Annotated in this window: 20 protein-coding genes, 1 tRNA gene and 1 pseudogene; 11 read left to right on the plus strand and 11 right to left on the minus strand. The window is 53.6% G+C overall.

Annotation, left to right across the window (positions count from 1 at the left end):
- The first annotated feature begins 218 nt into the window (after positions 1-218).
- A complete protein-coding gene (locus AKG35_RS13000; protein ID WP_157859868.1) occupies positions 219-386 on the plus strand; it encodes a hypothetical protein in 168 nt (55 codons plus the stop codon).
- A gap of 505 nt (positions 387-891) precedes the next feature.
- Here AKG35_RS13000 and AKG35_RS08435 read toward each other — a convergent pair.
- The gene (locus AKG35_RS08435) at positions 892-1,107 is read right to left on the minus strand and encodes a Nif11-like leader peptide family natural product precursor (protein ID WP_011130949.1); all 216 of its coding nucleotides are present in this window, start codon (positions 1,105-1,107) and stop codon (positions 892-894) included.
- A gap of 396 nt (positions 1,108-1,503) precedes the next feature.
- Here AKG35_RS08435 and AKG35_RS08440 point away from each other — a divergent pair, with 396 nt between their 5' ends.
- The 3 genes from AKG35_RS08440 (at position 1,504) to AKG35_RS08450 (ending at position 6,691) form a co-directional block, all read left to right on the plus strand.
- The gene (locus AKG35_RS08440) at positions 1,504-1,860 is read left to right on the plus strand and encodes a hypothetical protein (RefSeq protein WP_011130950.1); all 357 of its coding nucleotides are present in this window, start codon (positions 1,504-1,506) and stop codon (positions 1,858-1,860) included.
- 51 nt (positions 1,861-1,911) lie between these two features.
- Positions 1,912-5,520: a chromosome segregation protein SMC gene (gene smc, locus AKG35_RS08445; RefSeq protein WP_011130951.1), complete on the plus strand. Its 3,609-nt coding sequence runs from the start codon at positions 1,912-1,914 to the stop codon at positions 5,518-5,520.
- Between the two features lie 61 nt (positions 5,521-5,581).
- Positions 5,582-6,691, plus strand: coding sequence for a PRC-barrel domain-containing protein (locus AKG35_RS08450; RefSeq protein WP_011130952.1), 1,110 nt, complete (start codon positions 5,582-5,584; stop codon positions 6,689-6,691).
- A gap of 13 nt (positions 6,692-6,704) precedes the next feature.
- Here the strand turns inward: AKG35_RS08450 and msrB are convergent, their stop codons facing one another.
- The 3 genes from msrB to AKG35_RS08465 all read right to left on the minus strand — a co-directional run bounded on the left by msrB (position 6,705) and on the right by AKG35_RS08465 (position 8,586).
- Positions 6,705-7,139, minus strand: coding sequence for a peptide-methionine (R)-S-oxide reductase MsrB (msrB, locus tag AKG35_RS08455; RefSeq protein ID WP_011130953.1), 435 nt, complete (start codon positions 7,137-7,139; stop codon positions 6,705-6,707).
- 48 nt (positions 7,140-7,187) lie between these two features.
- Positions 7,188-8,489 (minus strand): hypothetical protein, encoded by a 1,302-nt coding sequence (locus tag AKG35_RS08460; RefSeq protein WP_011130954.1) that lies wholly within the window; start codon positions 8,487-8,489, stop codon positions 7,188-7,190.
- A gap of 15 nt (positions 8,490-8,504) precedes the next feature.
- Positions 8,505-8,586, minus strand: a tRNA-Leu gene (locus tag AKG35_RS08465).
- Between the two features lie 123 nt (positions 8,587-8,709).
- On the opposite strand from AKG35_RS08465, the gene accC reads away from it, so the two are divergent.
- Positions 8,710-10,056 (plus strand): acetyl-CoA carboxylase biotin carboxylase subunit, encoded by a 1,347-nt coding sequence (accC, locus tag AKG35_RS08470; protein ID WP_011130955.1) that lies wholly within the window; start codon positions 8,710-8,712, stop codon positions 10,054-10,056.
- A 17-nt stretch (positions 10,057-10,073) separates the two neighbouring features.
- Here the strand turns inward: accC and AKG35_RS08475 are convergent, their stop codons facing one another.
- Entirely contained in the window at positions 10,074-10,394 is a 321-nt protein-coding gene (locus AKG35_RS08475; protein ID WP_011130956.1) for a YggT family protein, read from the minus strand.
- An 88-nt stretch (positions 10,395-10,482) separates the two neighbouring features.
- On the opposite strand from AKG35_RS08475, the gene psbX reads away from it, so the two are divergent.
- The 4 genes from psbX (at position 10,483) to AKG35_RS08495 (ending at position 12,735) form a co-directional block, all read left to right on the plus strand.
- Positions 10,483-10,602 (plus strand): photosystem II reaction center X protein, encoded by a 120-nt coding sequence (gene psbX, locus AKG35_RS08480; RefSeq protein ID WP_011130957.1) that lies wholly within the window; start codon positions 10,483-10,485, stop codon positions 10,600-10,602.
- Positions 10,603-10,706: 104 nt separating this feature from the next.
- Positions 10,707-11,687 carry a Ycf66 family protein gene (locus AKG35_RS08485; RefSeq protein WP_011130958.1) on the plus strand — a complete coding sequence of 327 codons (981 nt, stop codon included), beginning with the start codon at positions 10,707-10,709 and terminating at the stop codon, positions 11,685-11,687.
- 38 nt (positions 11,688-11,725) lie between these two features.
- The gene (locus AKG35_RS08490; RefSeq protein ID WP_011130959.1) at positions 11,726-12,232 is read left to right on the plus strand and encodes a hypothetical protein; all 507 of its coding nucleotides are present in this window, start codon (positions 11,726-11,728) and stop codon (positions 12,230-12,232) included.
- On the plus strand, positions 12,229-12,735 hold the full coding sequence (locus AKG35_RS08495; RefSeq protein WP_011130960.1) for a hypothetical protein: 507 nt from the start codon (positions 12,229-12,231) through the stop codon (positions 12,733-12,735). The genes AKG35_RS08490 and AKG35_RS08495 overlap by 4 nt, the downstream gene beginning before the upstream one ends.
- 26 nt (positions 12,736-12,761) lie before the next feature.
- Here AKG35_RS08495 and AKG35_RS13550 read toward each other — a convergent pair whose 3' ends face one another.
- From AKG35_RS13550 to AKG35_RS08510, 3 genes are all read right to left on the minus strand, one after another.
- Positions 12,762-12,920, minus strand: coding sequence for a chlorophyll a/b-binding protein (locus AKG35_RS13550; RefSeq protein ID WP_052646238.1), 159 nt, complete (start codon positions 12,918-12,920; stop codon positions 12,762-12,764).
- Positions 12,921-13,027: 107 nt separating this feature from the next.
- Positions 13,028-15,031: an ABC transporter ATP-binding protein/permease gene (locus AKG35_RS08505; protein WP_011130962.1), complete on the minus strand. Its 2,004-nt coding sequence runs from the start codon at positions 15,029-15,031 to the stop codon at positions 13,028-13,030.
- 25 nt (positions 15,032-15,056) lie between these two features.
- Positions 15,057-15,398 (minus strand): histidine triad nucleotide-binding protein, encoded by a 342-nt coding sequence (locus AKG35_RS08510; protein ID WP_011130963.1) that lies wholly within the window; start codon positions 15,396-15,398, stop codon positions 15,057-15,059.
- A gap of 61 nt (positions 15,399-15,459) precedes the next feature.
- Here AKG35_RS08510 and AKG35_RS08515 point away from each other — a divergent pair.
- Positions 15,460-17,019, plus strand: a pseudogene (locus AKG35_RS08515) (YifB family Mg chelatase-like AAA ATPase).
- Positions 17,020-17,537: 518 nt separating this feature from the next.
- On the opposite strand, the gene AKG35_RS08525 reads toward AKG35_RS08515, so the two are convergent.
- Together AKG35_RS08525 and def are read right to left on the minus strand one after the other, a co-directional pair.
- Complete coding sequence (locus AKG35_RS08525) at positions 17,538-18,251, minus strand: DUF3747 domain-containing protein (protein WP_011130967.1); 714 nt, start codon at positions 18,249-18,251, stop codon at positions 17,538-17,540.
- Positions 18,252-18,518: 267 nt separating this feature from the next.
- Complete coding sequence (def, locus tag AKG35_RS08530; RefSeq protein WP_011130968.1) at positions 18,519-19,124, minus strand: peptide deformylase; 606 nt, start codon at positions 19,122-19,124, stop codon at positions 18,519-18,521.
- Positions 19,125-19,190: 66 nt separating this feature from the next.
- On the opposite strand from def, the gene AKG35_RS08535 reads away from it, so the two are divergent.
- Positions 19,191-21,149, plus strand: a complete 1,959-nt coding sequence (locus AKG35_RS08535) for a S9 family peptidase (protein WP_011130969.1) — start codon at positions 19,191-19,193, stop codon at positions 21,147-21,149.
- Here the strand turns inward: AKG35_RS08535 and AKG35_RS08540 are convergent.
- Positions 21,146-22,450, minus strand: coding sequence for a SufS family cysteine desulfurase (locus AKG35_RS08540; protein WP_011130970.1), 1,305 nt, complete (start codon positions 22,448-22,450; stop codon positions 21,146-21,148). The two genes, AKG35_RS08535 and AKG35_RS08540, sit on opposite strands and share 4 nt — an antisense overlap.
- Positions 22,451-22,452: the final 2 nt, after the last annotated feature.

The following is a 22,452-nucleotide window of genomic DNA, read 5'->3' on the forward strand; positions in this document are numbered from 1 at the left end:
ATCTGACCTGCTCAACAGTTGATCAACAATCCTTGGGCATCTCAGAACTCAAAGGATCCTGAGCACGACCCCTTGAAACGAATCGCCCTTTCCAGAACGGCTCCTCTAACAAAGCTTTCGCTCAACTTGCCAGATATGGTGTAGTTGTCGCTACTACCATCTCTAGATCTAGTGCGTTACAACTCCTACATGATCACAACTCTGCATTGATGGAGTCTATGAGCAATTCCGTAGCTGAACCTCTAGGGACTTTGCAGCCTATCGTTCCTCCTCGCCTAGAGCGCATCCGGCAGCAAATCAGCATCCAAGAGCTTGAACTAAGCCTGGCGCGCCTTGGCTTCACCCCACCAACCTCTAATGAGCTATCTGAAGGAATCGCGAGCTAAAATATCTACTCCACCAGCACGACAATCTTGCCTGCATCGATGAGCAAGACTTGACTCGAATCAGCTCCAATATTGGCTTGCTGTCTATAACCACTGAATCAAGCGGATCGATAACCCTAGATCTTTTGCACCCCACAGCAATCAGACTAAAACATCCTTGCTAGCTCTTGATCGTGTTCAAAGAACGTCTAGCCAATACACCAATTTGCTCAAGCTCATCAGCGAACCTCTGGCGAAATAATAAAGATCTCCTTTAGGTCAGTCTGCATGGCTGACACTATCTCCAGAGAGCCTTCTGGAGCTTTGCCAAGTTTTAGCGGAAGCGAAGGAGATGCAAAAGGTAGTAGACAAAACAAAGAGATGTTAGGCCAAGCAAAGGAATGCCAAAGTTCAATCCCAAAATGATAATTCTAGAGCCTTATGTCAATGCAACTTCTCCCTAAACTTCTACTCTCTTTCTCAAATTTAGGCTTCGGATCAAATCAACAAGTCTTCCAAGAAAACATTAATTATATTCTCCAGGCACGTCCTGCTTTCTAACAGTCACTCGGTCCACCTTTTGTCCAGAGATACGCAGCAGCTCGTCACCTGAAAATTCATAACCAAAGCCAAAAGCAAGATTGGCCACCTCATCCGCCGTAGAAGCACTTAAGACCTGCTGGCGAAGGTCAGCATCATCCTGCATTTTGACAAGAAAGGCTCGGAGTTGCTCGAGGGACAAAATTTAGAGAACAAAGGCTTCAAGCCATGATATTCAAAACCATCCTGCGATGCTGAAAAGATCACGTTTTACAGGACAAGTCAGCTTGCGCATCCTTTTCAAAGAGATCTTACTTAAATGTGCCCAAATCCCATGCCTAAACAAGGGCAGTCAATGTGATCACTGGTTAATATTGTGGATACCTTAGAGAATCTATATGCATATGCGCAGCCGCGAGTACAACATAAATCATTAGTGCTGATCAATTGCACTTCTACTCCCACGAAGAACAGAGGGATGCGAGCCATTAAAGATCGCAAGCATCAATACAATGCTGATCAATACTTGCTCTATTCCTATTACTGATTCAACTAAGCTATTGCAATTAGGTTTTTCTCTCTGAATAGATTCGTCCTATTGGAACATCGAGGAGCGCCGAACGATCCACTCGGATGTCATTTTGATTTGCTCTTGGAAGACGGCCCCTCATGTCGAACCTGGCGATTGCCGCAGATCCCACGATTAGATGGTCCAGCGGTAGAAGCCATTCCTATCAATGTCCATCGACTGGCTTGGCTGGACCATCATGACGCCGCCGTCTCAGGGGGACGCGGTTGGGCTAAACGCATCGTCGGCGGACTGTTCAGCGGCTCTCTGCCGATCAACTGCAAAGATCGCTTGAGTGTGCGCCTGCAAAGCACTGATCTAGAGGGGCACTTGGAGATAGAACACAGACTCTGCCGGATCAGATCCAAACCGGGTGCCAACCCTTGAGCTTCAAAGAAAATTCGGTAAACTTGGCTTGCAAAGAGCCCGTGCAACCTGTTGGTTCACATCAATCAGGTTGGGCTTACGCAGTTCAAGTCCTTCGGGGGGTCGATGACCATCCCCCTCGAAGAGGGCTTCACAGTCGTCACAGGCCCCAACGGTTCGGGCAAGAGCAACATCCTCGACGGCGTTCTCTTCTGCCTTGGTCTTGCCACAAGCAGGGGTATGCGAGCAGATCGACTGCCTGATCTTGTCAACAGCCGAATCCTTCGAGCAGGCAAGGCAGCTGAAACCGTGGTGAGTGTGCGCTTTGACCTCAGCGACTGGAAGCCCGATCCAGCCGAGGCAGGCCTGGAGCCACCAGAGGAAGGTCCTTGGATCAAAGCTGATCAACAAGAGTGGACCGTCACCCGCCGTCTGCGGGTCATGCCTGGCGGCTCCTACAGCACGAGCTACAGCGCCGATGGCGAACCCTGCAACCTGCAGCAACTTCAAACCCAGCTGCGCCGACTGAGGATCGACCCAGAAGGCAGCAATGTTGTGATGCAGGGTGATGTGACCCGCATCGTCTCGATGAGTAACCGCGATCGCCGCGGCCTGATCGACGAACTGGCTGGTGTAGCACTCTTCGACAGCCGCATCGAACAAACTCGCGCCAAGCTCGATGATGTTCAAGAGCGGCAGGAACGCTGCCGGATCGTGGAACAGGAACTGCTGACCACACGGCAACGCCTGGAACGAGACTGCGCTAAAGCCCGCACCTACCAGGAACTCCGCCAGCAACTTCAATTGGGTCGGCAACAGGAACTGATGCTGGCCTTTGAAACAGCCCAGCAAGGTTTGCGTGATCTTCAAGCCCGACAGCAACAGCTTGACGAGCAAGAGGTACGCGACGCTGCGAACCTCCAAGAGGCCGAAGAAAAGCTGGCCAAGGCCGCCGCCAACCTGAAGACTCTGCAAGTGAACGTTAAGGCCCTCGGCGAAGACCAGTTGCTAGGGGTGCAAGCCGAACTGGCGGGATTGGAGACCCAGGCTCGTGAACTCGAGCGCCAAGCAGAGCAACACCAACATGAAGGTCAGCGCCTCCAAGGCGTTCGCCAAGACCTAAGCAACCGCCGCAAACAACTGCAACAGGAGGCTCACAGTCAGACCGAAGATCCCCATCGCACGGCCCTAGAAGATGCTGAAAAGAACTGCAGAGATGCCGAAGCCGCTGTAGAGGTCTCCCGTCGCCGCCTTGGAGACGTCGCCGGTCGCTCTGGTGCTTGGCTTGAGCAACAACGGCAGCGCAGCTCTCGCCGTCAGGAACTTCAATCCACCCTTACACCACTGCAGCAGGAGCAACAACAACTTCAAGAACGCCTGCGACAAGACGAAGAGCGGCGCGTGGAACTCGAAGCAGAGCAGCAGCGTGACGGCACCGAAGACCAGCAGGTACAGAAACAACTTGATCAACTCGAACAGGAATGGCAAACACTCCTCCAGAGCATCAGCGACAAGAAAGAGCAGGTTCAGCAAGCCGCTGAAGCCCTGGCAGTGCAGCAACGGACCCGCAGTCGACTCGAGCAAGAACAAACCCGCTTGGAAAAAGAGATCGCCCGGCTAGAGAGTCGTCGCGAGACCCTGCAGGAGAGTCGTGGCACTGGAGCTCTAAGGCTGCTGCTTGAAGCCGGTCTGGAAGGGATCCACGGCCCCGTTGCCCAGCTTGGGGAGGTAGACGATCGCCACCGACTTGCTTTGGAAGTCGCTGCGGGTGCACGACTCGCTCAAGTTGTCGTAGACGACGATCGCATTGCCGCCAAAGCCATCGAACTGCTCAAAAGCAAGCGAGCCGGCCGGCTCACCTTCTTGCCTCTCAATCGCATCAAAGCACCTGCAGCTAGCAGCAATAGCGCCCTCATGCGAGGGCGAAAGCCTGACAACGCTGATAGCAGCACTGGCATGATCGGCAAAGCCTTTGAGCTGGTTCGTTTTGAGCCCATTTATGCCGAGGTTTTTGCCTACGTCTTCGGCGAAACTTTGGTCTTTAGCAACCTGAAATCTGCTCGGCTGCAGTTGGGACGAACTCGAGCCGTAACTCTTGATGGAGAACTGCTAGAGAAGAGCGGTGCCATGACAGGCGGCAGTTTTTCCGGTCGTAGCAACAGCCTTAGCTTTGGTAGCAGCAACGAGGGAGATGAGGCCGAACCCCTACGCCGCAGGCTTCTTGAACTTGGAGAAACCTTGGTGGCCTGCCGCAGAGAGGAATCTCACCTCAGCCAAGTTCTCGAGGAAGCTCGCCCCTGCCTCAGAAATCTTGAACAGCGCCAAGCCGCTCTGGAAGCCGAACGCAGCGCAGCCCGCCGCTCCCATGGCCCCTTGATGGAAAGACGTCATCAACGCTCTCAAAAAGTGGAGGAGCTACAAGCTCATCAAGAACAACAGCAGCAACGACTGAACGCTCTCATCGAAAAGCTCTCTCCCCTCACCCTTGAACTGCAGCAACTTGAACAACATGAGCAGGAAGCCCAAGCGGATGGCGATGCAGAGACCTGGCAACGATTACAAGCGGATCTTGAAACCGCCGATGACGCACTTGGGACAGCCAGAACGAATCGGGATCAATTGCTGACTGCCCAGCAGCATCGCCACCTCGCCCTCGAACGCCTAAGCGATCAACAAAAGGGCCTGGAGGCTGAGGAAAAAAGACTGCAGGAAGCTGTCCATGCTCTGGCAACTGCCCATGCTCAATGGCGTGACCAGCAGCAAGAACTGCAAGCGCGAAGACAAACACTAGAAAGCCAACAACAAGACCTACAGACTCGCTTTGGCGAACAACGGCGCGCCAGGGATGCTGCTGAAGCAGAAGTAGCAAACCAGCGCCAAGGCCTACAAGAGGCCCAGTGGAACCTGGAACGCCTCCGACAGGATCGCCAAGCCCTTACCGAAGAGCTTCGCAGCGGCGGCCTCCGACTCAATGAACTCCAACAAGCCTTGCCAGACCCACCCCCGGAGATCCCCGCAGAGCTTCGCAGCGCAGGACTTGAGGCCCTTCAAGCCGATCTGCAAAAGCTTCAAAGCCGTATGGAAGCCCTAGAACCAGTGAACATGCTGGCCCTTGAAGAACTCGAACAACTCGAACAACGACTCGGGGATCTGGTCAAAAGGCTTGAGGTTCTCTCCCAGGAGCGAGAAGAACTCCTGCTCCGCATCGAGACCGTCGCCACTCTTCGTCAGGAAGCCTTCATGGAAGCTTTTGAAGCAGTTGATGGTCATTTTCGTGACATCTTCGCCAGCCTCTCTGAGGGCGATGGCCACCTTCAACTCGACAACCCTGACGACCCCCTCGAAGGCGGCCTAACCCTGGTAGCACATCCCAAAGGCAAAGCAGTGAGACGCCTTGCGGCTATGTCTGGTGGAGAAAAATCGCTTACGGCGCTCAGCTTTCTGTTTGCTCTTCAGCGCTTCCGCCCCTCTCCCTTCTATGCCCTCGATGAAGTGGACAGTTTCCTTGATGGGGTGAATGTTGAACGCCTTGCAGCTTTGATCGCCCGCCAAGCAGAACAAGCCCAGTTCATGGTTGTGAGCCACCGCCGACCAATGATCGGCGCCTCCAACCGCACCATCGGGGTAACCCAGGCCCGTGGGGCTCACACTCAAGTCGTGGGATTACCCAATGCAGCGTGAGCTGTTTCCTCAAGCCCTTGAGTCAAAATAACTCGATTCGCCCCCTGTTGAGGGCCTGCGTTTGACGACAAACCCATCCCTGAACGATCCACTGGACAAAGTTCCTAGCGACCGCCTCTGGCTGCGCTCCGAGCTCATGGGGACCCACGTGATCACCCGTGATACCGGACGTCGTCTCGGCGTCGTGGGAGAAGTCGTGGTCGACATTGATCGCCGCGAAGTGGTGGCCCTAGGCCTGCGAGACAATCCCCTAACGCGATACCTGCCCGGCCTCCCACGTTGGATGCCACTTGATCGGATCCGTCAGGTGGGGGACGTCATCCTCGTGGATTCCTCTGACTCACTCAAAGAGGGTTTCACCCCAGATCGCTACAGCCGAGTGATCAACTGCCAAGTGATCACAGAATCTGGCCAGCAACTAGGCAGAGTCCTGGGGTTCTCCTTCGACATCGAAACAGGAGAACTCACCACCCTGGTGATTGGAGCAATCGGTGTGCCCTTATTGGGTGAAGGGGTCTTGAGTACCTGGGAGATGCCGGTAGACGAGGTGGTCAGCAGCGGCGCAGACAGGATCATTGTCTATGAAGGCGCAGAAGAGAAGCTCAAGCAACTGAATAGCGGCTTCCTCGAAAAACTCGGAGTTGGCGGCCCCAGCTGGGAAGAACAGGAGCGAGAGCGCTACAGGATGAATCTTGTGCCAGTGGAAAACCAGCTCAACTCAGGACAGCCCACTGAGCAGGAACAGCGCCGGCTCCAACCTTCCACCACTCAAACCTTTGAGCCGGAAGAAGAACTTGAATACGTTGAACTTGAAGAGCGTCAACAGGAAGTCATCCCCCAACAGCGCTATCTCGATGAAACGCCCTCAAGCTCCCCAACGCGCTACCGCAATGACAGAGAAGAAAGAATGACCTTCGAAGAACCTTCTGCCTATGAACAAAGGCCAGTCTTCGAAGAATCAGCTGCCTATGAACCAAGACGAACCTTTGAAGATCAACAACCCCAGAGACCAAGACCAGCCTCACGTCGACCTGTTCAGAGCCTTGGTGATCCTCTTGATGTGGAGCCCCTCGACTTTTCAGGACGCGATCAAGCTGGCCGAGACCGAGATACAGAGATAGAGGAGACCCCACAGCGCCGTAATGGCACCGAACTGGACGACCCTTGGTGACCTTCGATTCAAATCAAACCTCTGCCTCCTCGGAAAAATCAAGCGAAGCGCTGTTCACGCAGTACCTCTGACCTGTAGGCGCTGGTCCGTCGTTAAAGACATGGCCCAGATGAGCCCCACAACGAGCACAGTTGATCTCAGTACGCTCCATTCCATGACTAGTGTCCCGATGGGTGGTAATCGCACCTGCCTTGACTCCATCCGAAAAGCTCGGCCAACCAGTGCCTGAATCGAATTTTGTCGCTGAGCTGAAGAGTGGGGCTCCACAACAGACACAGCAATACATCCCTGCTGCCTTGTGGTTCCAATAAGCACCTGTAAATGCTCGCTCTGTGCCCCCCTTACGGGCAACCTGATACTGCTCACGAGTCAACCTGGCCTGCCACTCTTCTGGGCTGAGCTTGATCCAATCCACTGAATCGGAAGCGGAGGAATCAGACCTGGACATGGAAGGGAAAAGAAAGAGGACCTGCCAGACCCTAAACAGCCTTCGAATCTAAAAAGCACCGAGAGCTTTGGGCAGCAAACGACGCACCTGCCGAACCAGTGCAGAAACAGCCCCAGGTTGCCCACGCAGGCTGCGCAGATCCTCGCGCAGCCCCCTGAGCCGTTCAGGAGATTCCAGCCAAGCTGACGCCTCATGAGCAATGTCCTGTGGCGAAATTGAGCCCACTCGCTCCGGAACCACCATGCGTCCAGCAGAGATATTGGGCCAAGCCAGGAATCCATGACGACGCAGCCGCCATGCACTGAGCAAAACACCAATGCACCAACGCAATCCAGGGAGCCGAGCCAACAAACCAATCCAGCCATCCCATGCCTGCATCACAGCCAAATGCTGGGTGGGCACGATCACAATCATTGGCAAACCAAGCGCCCCCAATTCGGCCGTATTGGCCCCCACAGTGGTAAGAGCTAAATCACATTGGCTCAAGGGACCATGCGCAGGATGATCCTCTTGGAGATAGATGACCGTGCCGGCCCTGGTGATCAATCTTCGCCAAGGCTGATCAAGCTCAGCTGGCCTGACCATGGCAATAGCTGAGCGATAGGCAGCAGCAATCGGATTGCTCGAACTCATAAAGCTTTCCAACTCCTTCACGCTTGTGGTAGGTGCAACAGGAAGCAAAAACCGACATCCAGGTCGCAGCCGAGCCAATTGATCAGCCGCCTCCAAAAGGAAAGGAACCCCCACGCAGAGCTTGGCCCGTTTAGACCCAGGCAATAAAGCCACCCAGTCGCCTTGTGGCAGCGGGGCTTCAGCTCTTGCAAGACTAGACAAATCCGCCATCAGGTCTCCCACCACAGTGCAACGGTCCCGGAAACGACGTGGCAGCTGATCCCGCACTTTGGGAGACATCGCAGCAATGCAGTCATTCCAACGAGGCCAGCGGGCCACCCACTCGGCGTAGGTGAGATGGCGGTAGCCCAAGCGGCCTGAAAGAAGCACGCTCCAGAACTGATCTCCACCAAGGAAAACGACCACTCCTTGGCGAGGCCACGGCCCATAGCGTCGGGGAAAGAACAACAAATTCCAAAACTGATTTGCTGGTGTGATCTGCTCAAACTGAATCCATCGTCTAGCCGCATCAGCCTCCTGTCCTGTGGCATTCGGGCAAGGCACCAACACCAGCCTCAAGTCAATAGGCGAGCTTGCAGCGCGAGGACGCATCAAAATGCTGCGATGCAAGCTCTCAGCAATGGGCCTAACCCAAGTCGCTAGTTCCCCTGGGCCATTGGAAACCAGAACAACCGCCAGCGAAGTGTCCGGAATGACAGCTGGAGGGAGTGAGGTCAAGTTGTAAGGAAAGAATGCGGATGGCGAGACTTGAACTCGCAAGGCCGAAGCCACACGCCCCTCAAACGTGCGTGTCTACCAATTCCACCACATCCGCGTGGCCGACTCAACCTCGCGGGCTTCGTCGATCGAGGATCATACCGGCCAATGGTCCAACGTTTTGCAAAGTGGCCTGGCAAGGAGCGCTGATACGATCCGCCCAAAGCCTGATTACTGCGGGATGACCATCGGCAAAGTGCTGATCGCCAACCGCGGCGAAATTGCCCTCAGAATTCTGCGTAGCTGCAGAGAGCTGAATATCCCCACAGTGGCTGTTTACAGCACCGTGGATCGCAATGCGCTGCATGTTCAACTTGCTGATGAAGCCGTCTGCGTTGGCGAGGCCCCTAGCAGCAAGAGCTATCTCAATGTCCCCAATATCCTCGCGGCTGCAACCTCCCGCGGGGTCGATGCAATTCATCCTGGCTATGGATTTCTAGCCGAAAACGATCGATTCGCCGAAATCTGTCGTGACCATGGCATCACCTTTGTCGGTCCTTCACCCCATGCAATCCGCTCCATGGGAGACAAGTCGACCGCTAAGGCGACCATGCAACAAGTCGGTGTTCCGACTGTGCCAGGTAGCGAGGGCTTGCTCGCCAGTCCAGAAGCAGCAGCTGAGCTGGCGAAGGGAATGGGCTACCCAGTGATGATCAAAGCCACCGCAGGTGGGGGTGGCCGCGGCATGCGCCTGGTCACCACGCCAGACCAACTGGAAAACCTCTTCAAGGCCGCCCAAGGAGAGGCCGAAGCGGCCTTCGGCAATCCTGGGCTCTACATGGAGAAATTCATTGACCGGCCCCGACACGTCGAAGTGCAGATCCTCTCGGATCGACACGGCAACGTCATCCACCTCGGCGAGCGTGACTGCTCCATTCAGCGACGTCATCAAAAACTGTTGGAAGAATCCCCCAGCCCAGCCCTCACCCCCGAATTACGCCTGCGAATGGGTGAGGCTGCGGTGGCCGCCGCAAGGAGCATCAACTACGAAGGCGCTGGAACCGTGGAATTCCTCCTTGATCGCAAGGGTGACTTTTACTTCATGGAAATGAACACCCGTATTCAGGTTGAGCATCCCGTCACAGAAATGGTGACAGGCATCGATTTGATCGCAGAACAACTGCACATCGCCGGAGGCGATCCCATCAGCATCAAACAAGAGGACATCCAACTAAGAGGCCATGCCATCGAGTGTCGAATCAATGCTGAAGACTCCACCCACAACTTCCGCCCCTCACCAGGGCAAATCACAGGCTGGTTACCACCAGGAGGACCAGGGGTACGCATCGACAGCCACGTCTATACCGGCTACGACATACCGCCTTTCTATGATTCATTGATTGGCAAGGTGATCGCCTGGGGGCATAACCGAGACGCGGCACTTAAACGCATGAAAAGAGCACTCAATGAATGTGCTGTCACAGGCATCCCCACCACAGTTGAATTCCATCTCGAACTGCTCAATCGGGAAGAATTTCTGAGAGGAGATGTTCACACCAAATTTGTCGAACAGGACATGCTCGACTGAAATTCCTTCGTTCAATCTCAAGCAATGGCCTGGCTCTTAAGCAGCATCTGAGAGAGCAGTCCTTGCTGGCCAACCAACAACTCCCTCAACAAACTGATCAATCCAGCCCATATCACGGGAGTGACATCCACTCCACCAATGGGAGCCACCACACGGCGGGTCATCGCCAAAAGAGGCTCCGTGGGCCAACTCACCAAAGGCCAAAACCCCTCGCTGAGCTTTACCTGGGGATACCAAGAGAGCACGATCCGAAAGATAAATGTCAGCGTCCAAAACGCAAGCGCAAAGGCCAGAACCAGATGCAGCGTTGGCAGCGCTTGAATCAGAACTGGTGTCACAAAGCTCAAAGCATCAGCAATTCCATCGTAGAAAGTCACCCCTGATCATTAAGATCATGATGGCCTCGCCCAAGTCAGAACCACTGCTATGACCGCTTCTCTCGCCAATTATCTAAGCAGCCTCGTTTGGGCCGCAGTAATCGTGGTAATACCAGCTGCCGTTGCCCTTGTGTTGATCAGTCAAAACGACCAGATGTATCGCAAGTGATCGGGTTGACCGAAACCTCAAAGCAGCCTTGGCGCACTTCGTAGACTGAGCCCAACGAGGTTGGTTTTCAACCTCCTGTTCAGGCGTTTTCAGGGGGCGCAATTGTGGTCAATGCCAGTCTTAACTGGGGCAGCATTGTTGGAATCGTGCTTGCAGTAGGCGGTGCTCTGCTGTATTTCATGCGATCGTTCAAGCCTGCCTTAGCACGCGACTACGACGTCTTTTTCGCAGCCATCGGCCTCCTTTGTGGAGGAGTTTTCTTTTTTCAGGGGTGGCGCCTGGATCCGATCCTGCAGTTCGGCGTGTTCCTGCTAGCCGGAACCACAATGTTTTTCGCCTACGAAAGTGTCAGGTTGAGAGGCGTAGCTGTTGAGGGGGCTCGGCGTTCATCCTATTTCGATGATGCACCAGCCCCGCCTATCAACCAGGGTCGAGGCGGTGGCCTAAGGGGTGACTGGGATGAACCCTACGACCGCTTTGAGGAACCCCAACCGGTTCGACGACGCTTCTCCAGTCGAGACAACGACGATGCTGATCGCCCTCAAGAAGACTTATACCGGCCTCGCAGAACCACAAGAGCTGCAATACCAGAACAAGCAGCAAGCCGTCGCCGCAACAAGGAGGAAGAGTCCTGGGGCGAAGACTCAGAACGCTCTCGTCGCATGGCCCGATTCGGCCGCCAGGATGATGAACAAAACAATCGTCCTGACTTTGGAGAACGCCGCAATATTCGCCAAGATCAGCGCCGGGGCAGCCGTCCCTCAGCCAATCAACAAACCACCAATCGAACCCAATTAAGCAACGAGCCAAGGTCTACGACGAGAGGGGGCTACGGCTCATCAAGAAAACCTGGTGTACCTCAGGGGTCTCAGATTCGTCCCGAGGCTGAAGATGCGGCCTACTCTCCTGCAAAGTCCAGGTCGACGGGATCCAGGCCCACAGCATCAAAGCCCTCCCGACCACAAGGCAATCCCTCAGCCACCAGAACAGAAGCGGCGCCTCCTTCATCATCAATGCCTGAGCCAAGACGCTCAGCTCCGCGAAGTTCAAGACCTCGCGACAACAGTTCCCGTTTTGACGACTGAAGCCCATTGCCAACAACCTGCAGCAACTGATCCTGCTTTTGGGGTGCCTGAGCCTTGGGAGCTGCATCAATTCGATTGAGAGAGCACCAGGTGGCCTGCTTCAACGCAGCCAGCAAGACCCTGCCCTCAGCGGCAATGGCGAAATGCTGGCAGTGATCGTCGATCAGCGAGGCCGGCCAACCGTTCAGCTCCGCGAGCTTAGAGACGGAAAGATCCTGCCACTACGCCATTTCTCCCGTCACCAACCTCACAGTTCTCCCTCCCTGAGCTGGAATGGACGTTATCTGGCAGTGATCACACAAAAAGGCAATCGTCGCCTAACGATCATTGAAGATCGTCTAACCGGAAGAATCCACCCGCTTCCCCTACCGGGGGAGAGAGATCCTGTGAGCCTCAGCCTTGCACCAGATGCACGCCAGTTAGCTATGCAAGTAGCCGATCAGGGGCATTGGCGCGTAGAGCTCTTCGATCTATCACACATCCTTGAGCCTGATCCAATCAGAGGGCTGAAGCGCTCAACTCCAACGAAAGAGGTTAGACCGTGAAATATGGGCTCTTACGAGATCTGCCGAGTTGGCTTGTAACTTTGTTTATTTGCTTTGGGCTGGTTGCTTGCGGAAGAGAAGCATTGAGGCCACTCCAAGGCATCAATCGCTCACTGCTCCAATCCGCTAGCAGTCGTCGCCAACCGGCCCTTGGCAAGCGTTGGTTGGCCACTCTGGCCAACCATCAAGGAAAAGAAAGAATTGAATTGATCGACCTACGAAGCCGCAGATCGGTACTACTTCCAGGCCTGAATCGACCTGATGCTCAGCCAATCAGTGTGAGCGTGAGTGCCAATGGCGAACACCTGGCGCTGGTAAGACAGCGTGACGACCAAACGGAACTGTTGCTCTATCACCGCAGTATGGGTACTGTTCATCGGCTTGAGCTCAGCGCCAAAGGGATCCCTCGCCATGTGATTTTGGATGGATCTGGTCGGCTTCTAGCAGTTCAAGTCAGCCGAGAGGGTCGTTGGGATGTGGACCTGATCCGTTTGCCAAGCTGATTAGACAACGCAACCACTCAAACCACTCAGGACACCAAACCGGCCCAATGCACGAAGGTGTCGCGACTCACCACTTCGATGAGCAGCACAGCGGCCAATCCAATCATCGCGAAACGTCCATTGACCCGTTCTGCATAGGCACTCCAACCAAAAGTGGGTGGATCTCCCGTCGTCGCACTATTGATGGGTGGCTGGACCTCTGAACTTTCAGAACCCTGCTCGGATCCCTCGAAGACAGCCTGTTCGCTTGGAAGGTCCTGATCGCCTGGAAGGTTTTGCTTTGGTGAGGTCATCAAACCAGGTCAGGATCTTGAGACAATAGATAGGTGGCGGTCGGGAGCAAACGCCATTTGCCATTCCCTAAAAGCTCAAGCACGGAATCGTGGAAGTCGATCAGGGTCGAGCGATGACCGACGCTGATGACAGCCAAATCACGATCCTCGAGAAGCTTGTAGAGATGCTTCTCGATCTTGACATCCAAAGCACTCGTCGCTTCATCAAGAACAACAAAACGAGGCGCATTCAACAGCAAACGTCCAAAAGCCAAACGCTGCTGCTCTCCCAGCGAAAGGATCCGCGGCCAATCTTGCTTGACATCAAGATCTGGATATCGCTCAACGATCTGAAGAAGCCTGACTTCCTCCAAAACTGCTTTCAATTGATCGTCGCTAAAACGATCTTCATCAGCTGGATAACAAAGCTGCTCGCGAAGAGAGCCCAAAATCATATAAGGCTTCTGAGGGATGAATAACAAGTCACCCGAGGCAGGTCGTTGAACACTCCCCTGACGTGGATTCCAAAGACCACTAATCATGCGGAGCAAAGAAGTTTTGCCACAGCCTGATGGACCAACCACAAGAAGCTTCTCTGACTCCTCAACATTCAAGCTCAGGTCATCAATAATCTGCTGACCTCCATTAGGAGGATATAAATCGGCGTGCTGAATCAAGATAGAATTTCCACTAGAGAAAGTCGGTGAATCAACAACAGCACTCTGCCGACTAATCTTCTCAACCTTCGATTGAAAGCCTTCTAAGCGACTAACACCGGCCGTAAATTGAGCAAGCTCATCAATTCTATTGACAACAAAAAATAACGAGCTCTCAACCATACTAAATGCGAACATTGCTTGAACAAAACTGCCATAATCAATTTCGCCCGCAAAGTACGGGACCGCCATAATCACATACGGAAAGAAATTCCCGGCATAATTCGACGAACGCCGCATAGCATCAATAATCACCTGCCAAACAATCAGCAGATTAAAGTTTTTCACCACCGATCCAAGCCTTCTTTGCGTCTCTTCCTGCTCAGGTTTTTCCCCTGAATAAAAGGCAATTGACTCTGCATTATTACGGATATGAACCAGTCCATACCTGAAATCAGCCTCAAATCGCAACTGGTCAAAATTAATTTTGACCAGTTGCCTCCCAGCCACAATCAAAATAGCAGTGGCAAAGGTAGCATATCCAAATAAGGAAAATGTCAGCGTCCTGCTAATACCCCAAAGGATAAGTATATTCAGCGAAAATGTAAGAATCGCATCAAAGACCCCAATGGTAAATTGAAGACTTTGTGCCGTAAATGAGCGCGTATCATCTGTAATGCGCTGATCGGGGTTGTCAACGTCCGTAACCTGCTCATCATTGGGGTCTAACGTGTAATACGCACGATTGCTCATGAAGTCAGAAATCAGGCTGCGCGAAAGCCAATCCCTCCAAATGATCCCGAGCTTGAATGTAAAAAAGATCTGAGAAACTCGTATTGGCAGTGCAACAACAAAGCAACAGGCATAAATAATTAAAATCCGGTAAAAACCACTTTCCTCTCTTTCCACGAGAGCATTGGTGAGATCTCTAGCAATAAATCCAATGCCCGCATTAATGCCATTCACAGCCAATAGCATCAGAACAATGACAGCAAGCATCAACCAATGCAGCCAGCGTTTGTGACGCAACTGCTGACGCATGCCAAAGAAACTGCCTGCTCCAATCACGAACAGGCCAGAGAATGCCCAGCCCCACCAGCTTGACCAGATCGTCTCGATCGTGCGAGCAACGCCTCCGAAATAGTTCTCCGTTAGAATTGGCTGAAATCGTTCAAGAACTGCAATCAGCCCCGTAAGGGCAACTAGGACAAGTCCACCAACGCAAAAAATCAGCGCGACAAGCAGCCCAATGAATTGCCATCCTTTGGCTTGGTCGAGCGGCAGGAAGAAAGGCTGAGCAAGCCTCTGGAACTTACCGAGCTGATTAGACAGGCGCTGAAAAGCCTGTCTCCTGGTAGTGGTTGTCATCGCTTCATTCTTGCCAGTTCAAGCCTCAACCGGGAGGCCAGGCCAGCGGACGGCCACCTATCACATGAACATGAAGGTGAAAAACGGTTTGTCCTGCCTCAAGACCACTATTGATCACGGTGCGAAAGTCATCAAGGCCCTCCTGCTTGGCAACCCTGGCTGCCACCAGCAGCAAATGCCCCAGCAACTCCGAGTCCGTGGAATCAGCGGCCCGCAGACTGTCCAGCGGTTTGCGGGGGATCACAAGCACATGAACCGGGGCCTGAGGCTGAATATCGCGAAAGGCCAGACATCTCTCATCGCTATAAACCTCATCAAAAGGAATCTCACCGCGAAGCATCTGGCCAAAAATGGTGTCACCAGCCATTGAGTCACAGTCTGAGGATTGGACGGCTTGGGCATGAAATACATGCACCGTCTGATTACAAATGCTGGCACGTTGCCTGAGTGGTTCTCTGCATGGCATTCAAGCCCAAGCCGTCACTGTGGAAGTGGATCTAGTGCCTGGGCTGCCAGGGCTGCAACTGGTAGGGCTACGCCGCCATACAGGAATCTCGTGAGCGAGTGCGATCAGCACTCCGCAACAGTGGCTTTCGCGGGCCACTCGTGCGAGTCGTGGTGAACCTGGCTCCTGCCGATCTTCGTAAAGAGGGACCTTCTTTAGATCTCCCTATCGCCCTGGCTCTATTGGTAGCCAGTGGCGAGCTGGATGGTCCGTTGCTTGCCAATCTCTGCTGCGCTGGAGAACTCGGACTCGATGGCAGCTTGCGGCCCTACAGAGGAATCCTTGCCATCGCCAACCTGGCCGCCGCGCAAAACGTACGAGCGCTAGTGGTGCCATCAGCCAATGCCGCAGAAGCAAGCCTTGTACCTGGCTTAACAATACGAGCTGCTCATTCCCTCAGCGAGGTTGTGGATCTATTGCACTAACCCCAACCACTAGCACCTAAACACATCTCCAAAGCGGCCGTCACGGCAAAAATCACGCGCAGACCAAACGATCAACTTCATCCACTGCTTGGTTGCGCCTTGGGCCATAAAGCCCTTGCCTTGGCTGCCGCCGGGGGCCATCACCTCCTGATGGTGGGGCCACCTGGCTGTGGGAAAACCCTTTTGGCTCAACATTTAGCCCAGCTGCTGCAGCCGCTCACGCGCCAAGAGGCCTTGGAAATCAACAGTATTAACTCTGTGGCAGGAATGCTGAAGAGCACTCCCCAGTCAATAGAACAGCGACCCTTCCGGGCTCCCCATCACAGTTGCACGATTGCTGCACTCGTTGGAGGCGGTGCAAACCCCAGGCCCGGAGAACTGAGCCTCGCCCATGGTGGTGTGTTGTTTCTCGATGAACTAGCTGAATTTCCATGCAAAGTTCTCGACCAACTTCGACAACCACTCGAGGAAGGAGTCATTCGTCTGAATCGAGCCAGCAGACATGTGCCTTCCCTGCTCAAATCACCCTTGTTGCAGCAACCAATCCCTGCCCATGCGGGTGGTTTGGAGATGAAGAGCATCCTTGCCGCTGTAGCCAATCCCAACGCCAGCGGTATTGGAGCCGCCTCTCTGGACCCTTATTGGATCGCCTGGATCTACACCTGCGTCTCAAGCACCTAGCCGCAGCTCAGCTGCGCAAATCGGTTACCGGCTTCACTCCCACTGATCTCAATGATCAAGAGTTAATAGACATCGAGTAGATCTTGCGCGCGCGCACGCGGATGCTTGTTCGCAATCCTGATGGAAAGCTCAATCGTGACCTCTCGGCCCAGGATTTAGGGCAAATCGGCCACCTGGATGAAAAGGCTCTAGAGCTCTGGGAGCAAGTTGTGAATCACCGCAGACTCAGTGTCAGCAGCGGTCTAAGGGTTCTTAGAGTCGCTAGGTCTCTGGCAGATCTTCATGATCAAGACAAAGTCAATAAAAATGCGATAGTGGAAACAATGTGTTTCCGTAGTTTTGATTGTGGAGATGCCAAAGAAGATTTCGCCAGCTAATCCCCTTCGCCTTGAGGCAAGCATCCGTCTCAAGCTTATTCCTACAACGCTAAAATCGAATCAGACGGAGTTGATCATTAAGCTTCGCCAAGATCATTCAAGCTGTATTCAAGCCCATAGGCAAACAACCATTTATTCACACAAGTCATTAACAATGTGCACCATAGCGAAGAGACTGTTGAACTGATTTTAGTTACTTCATAACAGCCAATCAGGATGCGAGTAATTTCAACAGGCAACCACACTGCCCAAGCAACTCTAAGAAAATTACTTAACCTACCAAAACTCACGCCAATGAAATGCACTTTGGCCAGCATATTTCTGATTCTTACGAATATCATTCTCTACAGAAGCTTTGTGACGAAAGGCACTCTTTAGGCCAGTAAAGACCATGCTCTTAGATGCTTACCTCTAAAACAGCGCCGACAAGTTAACTTCGCCAATTCTCTCCAACAATGGCCTAGTTCATTGAGCAAGCAACAAATTTTTAGCCAGGCAGAGTAACAAGCTGAATCTACTTATCGATCAAGATATTCAACAGTTGAGGTATCAGGGGTTATTTCTTCAACAGTTGCCTCCTCAACAACTATTTCCTCAACATCTACCTCCTCAACGACTTCCTCAACTACGACTTCCTCTACCGTGACGCCTTCATCTGAACTTCCAGGCCAAGTTTCGCTGAACACATACAGATGGCCAAGCGTACGTTGCCCATATTGGCGACGCATCAATTGCCAACCAGGCTCGAAGTTCAACTTAAGGAAATCACTGCTAGAAACCCCTGCACCACCAGCCCTGGCCACGATCAGGGCTGGGCTAGAGGTATCCCTAGTGGGGATGGCTAGCAAATGCATATCCCCATCAGTCCTTACCACACTCAAGCGATAGTGAGTTCCTAGGTCATCGCCCCCTATCCGCAACGAATACCCATTGCCGTCAATGTATCGATTGCAAATCCCGGTGAAATCAAATCTCGCAAGCAAAGGATCAACAACAGCCGGCAAGCTTCCATCGACTGCAAAACAGGCTCGTTTGCTACTGCGTTGTTCGTAGATATTCAACTGCGACCTCTCACCCTTCCCAATCGGGGCACCCACCAAAATGAATCGGCTCTGCTCAACAGGGGCTGCTGTAAAGAGAGATCCCTGAGCCTGAACAGATGACGACCATCCAGCCAGGCCCGTCGCACCTACCAGGACCAGAGCAACTGCAGAGGGGAAATAACGAGCCATCAAGGCCTGCAAGATTCTGATCGAATCGTAAAAGTCTGCAGAGCAATCGGCTGCCCCCTCAGGCCGGTTTGTTGAGTCGAATCATGACCAACAGTGAATCCACCATGCCTGAAGCTGCAACCAGCAGAAGCTTGCCAGTCGCTAAAGCCACAAGAGATGGATTTCAAGCGCTTCAAAGCAAGGCAAAGAAAGAACCAATCAAAGCGCGACGCCAAACACACAAGAAACCGTCAAGGAAAACATCCTCAAAGGCTTCAGCCAAAGCATTCAAACCAGCGGACGAACATCAGCCCGCTTGAAGCCATGCTCCTTTAACTCAAGGCTGAGCTCATTCTCATCGGTGACCCTGTCTACAAAAAGGACACCTTCAAGGTGATCCATCTCGTGCTGGATGCAGCGAGCCATCAGGCCGTCGGCCTTCATTTTGCGTGGTCGTCCCATCTCATCGCGAAAACTGAGCACGATCTCACTAGGCCGCACCACATTGAGATAAACGCCTGGGATGCTCAGACAGCCTTCCTCATAGGTTTCAACAGTTGCACTGGAGCTAATGATCTCGGGATTAATCAACACCACTGGCGGGGTTGTAGGGGTTTCCAGATCAAGGTCAAGGACCAAGAGCTGTTTATGAATTCCCACCTGCGGGGCAGCCAAACCAATCCCCTTAGCTGCGTACATGCTGCGAAGCATGTCCCTCACCAAGTCCCTCACAGATTCATCAACCTTGCCAATCCGACGAGTGGATTGCCGCAAAACCCCATTGCCCAAAGTGTGAATTTGAAGAGGCGGATGATCAAGCGGCTCCTTCGGGACTGCAACAGACCCCTTGGTTTTTTCGGCCGTACGTGCCAGCTGAGCGAAGCTTCGAGCCAAAGAAAAGTCTCAGCATCAGTTGATTGAGTTTAGGCAACTCCACCGCACATCAGACCCCAAACCGCCATGGAAAACACAAGCCATCACCAGCGAAACCCGAAGCAAGCCACTCAACCTCTTTCTGCCAAACGCACTCTCGGACAAACACCCACCCTCAAAGAACCGCGCCTGATTGATGACTGGGTGCTTTGGCTGGAGCAACGTCCTCAGGAGCATGGTCGCACCACTGCCCTTATCCGTCCCTGGGGTCAATCTGACCACCCCCCCCAAGAGCTGACACCTGCCCCAGCCAACCTGCGTAGTCGTATTCACGATTACGGAGGAGGGGTTCTAGCAACAGCCTGCAAAGACAACCAGCTACTGATGGCCTGGATCGATGATGCCGATGGCTGCCTCTGGTTCCAGCACTGGCAGGGCCTCAACCAGGCCACAAAAGGTAAGAAGGCATTATCTCCGCTCAAGCCGCCGCTTCGCCTCTCAAAACCAAACGATGCCCAACTTGCTGATGGTCTGATTGACCTCCCACGACAACGCTGGCTCGGAATCATGGAAGCAGACAAGCGGGACTGGCTGGTGACCTTCTCCCTCAACCATGAGAACCAGGCTGCCACGGTGTTGCATCGCCCTGCTGATTTTGCTGGTTACGCGATCCTCAGCCCCAATGGAGATCAACTGGCCTGGGTGGAATGGCAACAACCGGCCATGCCCTGGGAGGCAAGCCAACTCTGGTGGGCCAGCCTCGACCCTGCGGGTTTGATCAAAAGCTCGGCTTGTCTAGCTGGTAGCAGACCACTTGATCAGAAACAAACATCCGTCTTCCAGCCCCTTTGGCTACCCAATGGAGAGCTGGTTGTCAGCGAAGACAGCAGCGGCTGGTGGAATCTGATGGTGGCAAAGCTGACGACTGACCCCACTGTCCAACCCACTTGGCGACGCCCCTGGCCGCTTTCAGCCGAAACCGGCATGCCGCAGTGGGTTTATGGCATGAGCAGCAGCGCATGGGATGGAGAGCAAATTCTGACCGCCATCTGTGACCAAGGTTCTTGGAGGCTGAGCCGCTTGGCCGATGATGGACAGATCAGCACCATCAACCAACCTTTTGATGATCTAAATGGTCTGCAGGCACAGGACGGTCGAGCCGTAGCCATTGCTAGCAATGCCACCACGAGCCCTGGGCTACTAGAGCTCAACCTCAACTGTGGCAGCTGGAAGCACACCCCAGCCAGTGAGCCTTTACTGAATGCTGATGCGATCAGCGTTGCGGAGCCTTTCTGGTTTGAAGGCTGCCATGGGCAGCCAACCCATGCCTGGTATTACCCGCCAATCAATGGCAGCAAAGGCCCTGCACCACTGCTTGTCAAAAGCCATAGCGGCCCTACCAGCATGGCCAACCGCGGTCTAAGCCTCAGCATTCAGTTCTGGACATCCAGAGGCTGGGGAGTGGTGGATGTGAACTATGGCGGCTCCACTGGATTTGGCCGTGCATACCGCGAACGCCTCCGGGGAGGCTGGGGCGAGACAGATGTAACGGATTGCGCCGAAGCCGCACTGGCACTAGTGAAATGCAACAAGGCAAACTCAACACAAATCGCCATTGAAGGAGGCAGTGCCGGTGGATTTACCACCCTGGCCTGCCTTTGCTTCACCGAGGTCTTTCGCGCTGCTGCCTGCCGTTATGCAGTGAGTGATCTCACCGCCATGGCAGAGGACACCCATCGATTTGAAGCTCGATACCTCGATCACCTAGTAGGCCGTTGGCCCGACCAGAGACAACTTTACGAAAACCGCTCACCTCTCCTGCATGCCAACAAGATCCAATGCCCAGTGATCTTCTTTCAGGGACTTCAAGACAAAGTGGTTCCTCCAGATCAAACAGAACGGATGGCCAATGCCTTAAAAGAAAATGGCATACCCGTTGAACTGCACATTTTTGAGCAGGAAGGCCACGGCTTTCGCGACAGTGCTGTCAAGATCAAAGTCTTAGAAGCAACTGAGCAATTCTTCCGCCGCCACCTAAAGCTCTAGCTGTGCTCTCTTAAGAAGCCAATCGTCGCAACCAATTCCTCAGCAAAACGATCGACTTCTTCTGGTGTGTTGGTGAAGCTCAAGCTGGCACGAGCTGATCCAGGGATCCCATAGTGACGATGCAAAGGCTGGGTGCAGTGGTGGCCACTACGAATACAGATCCCTGCTGAATCAAGCAGGGCACCAACATCATTGGGATGCAAGCCATCCACCGTGAAAGCCGCCAAGACCGCCCGATCAGGCTCCTGCTGAGGAGTTGGGCCCAGAATCGTCAACCCATCAATGGCTTGGAGGCGATCAAACAATTGCAGCGTGAGCTGCTGCTCCCAAGCGTGAATACGATCTAAGCCAACCTGGTTCAGGTAGTCGAGAGCAACGCCCATACCAATCGCTTCCCCAATAGCAGGGGTACCTGCTTCAAACTTGTAGGGCAGATCAGCCCAGCTGCTGTGGTCGAGATAAACGTCCTGAATCATTTCGCCACCTCCGAGGAAAGGCGGCATGGCATCAAGTAACTCCTCTCGAGCCCAAAGAAAACCCATCCCGGTAGGACCGCATAATTTGTGGGAAGAACCCACGAGAAAGTCACATCCAAGCCGAGAAACATCAACAGGCATATGTGGCAAGCTCTGGCAAGCATCCAGCAACACAAGAGCACCAAAGCGATGAGCCTCTGCAGTGACCTCAGAGATCGGGTTAAAACAGCCCAGCACATTGCTCAAATGAGCCAGGCTGATCAAACGAGTCCGCTCGGAGAGCTTGTGCCGAAGATCGTTTAAATCAAGCTCCCCGCAATCGGTGAGGTCGACAAAGCGCAGTACGCAACCTGTTCGCTTTGCAAGCATCTGCCAAGGAACAATGTTGCTGTGATGCTCCATCAAGGTGAGCAGCACCTCGTCACCTTCATGCAGGTTGGCATCTCCCCAAGTGCGAGCCACCAGGTTGATCGCCTCACTCGCATTCCTTGTGAAAACGATTTCCCGCGCGCTTGAGGCAGCGATGAAATCAGCCACCTTCTGACGTGCTCGTTCAAAATCCTCAGTAGCCCGAACACTCAACTGATGGGCACCACGGTGCACATTGGCGTTGTCATGGTCGTAGTAATGCTGTAATGCATCCAGCACCTGCCGTGGCTTCTGACTTGTCGCCGCATGGTCCATGTAAATCAAGGGCTGACCTAAGCAGGCGGTCTGGCCTAGTAGCGGGAAATCCGCTCGCGTGAGCTCTGCCAGGTTCGCTGAAGTTTCTACAGCTGCCATTTCCAACGGCATGCTCTGCTCTGAACTAACGGAAGAGGTCATGA

The organism is Prochlorococcus marinus str. MIT 9313 (genome assembly GCF_000011485.1).
GTDB lineage: Bacteria > Cyanobacteriota > Cyanobacteriia > PCC-6307 > Cyanobiaceae > Prochlorococcus > Prochlorococcus marinus_D.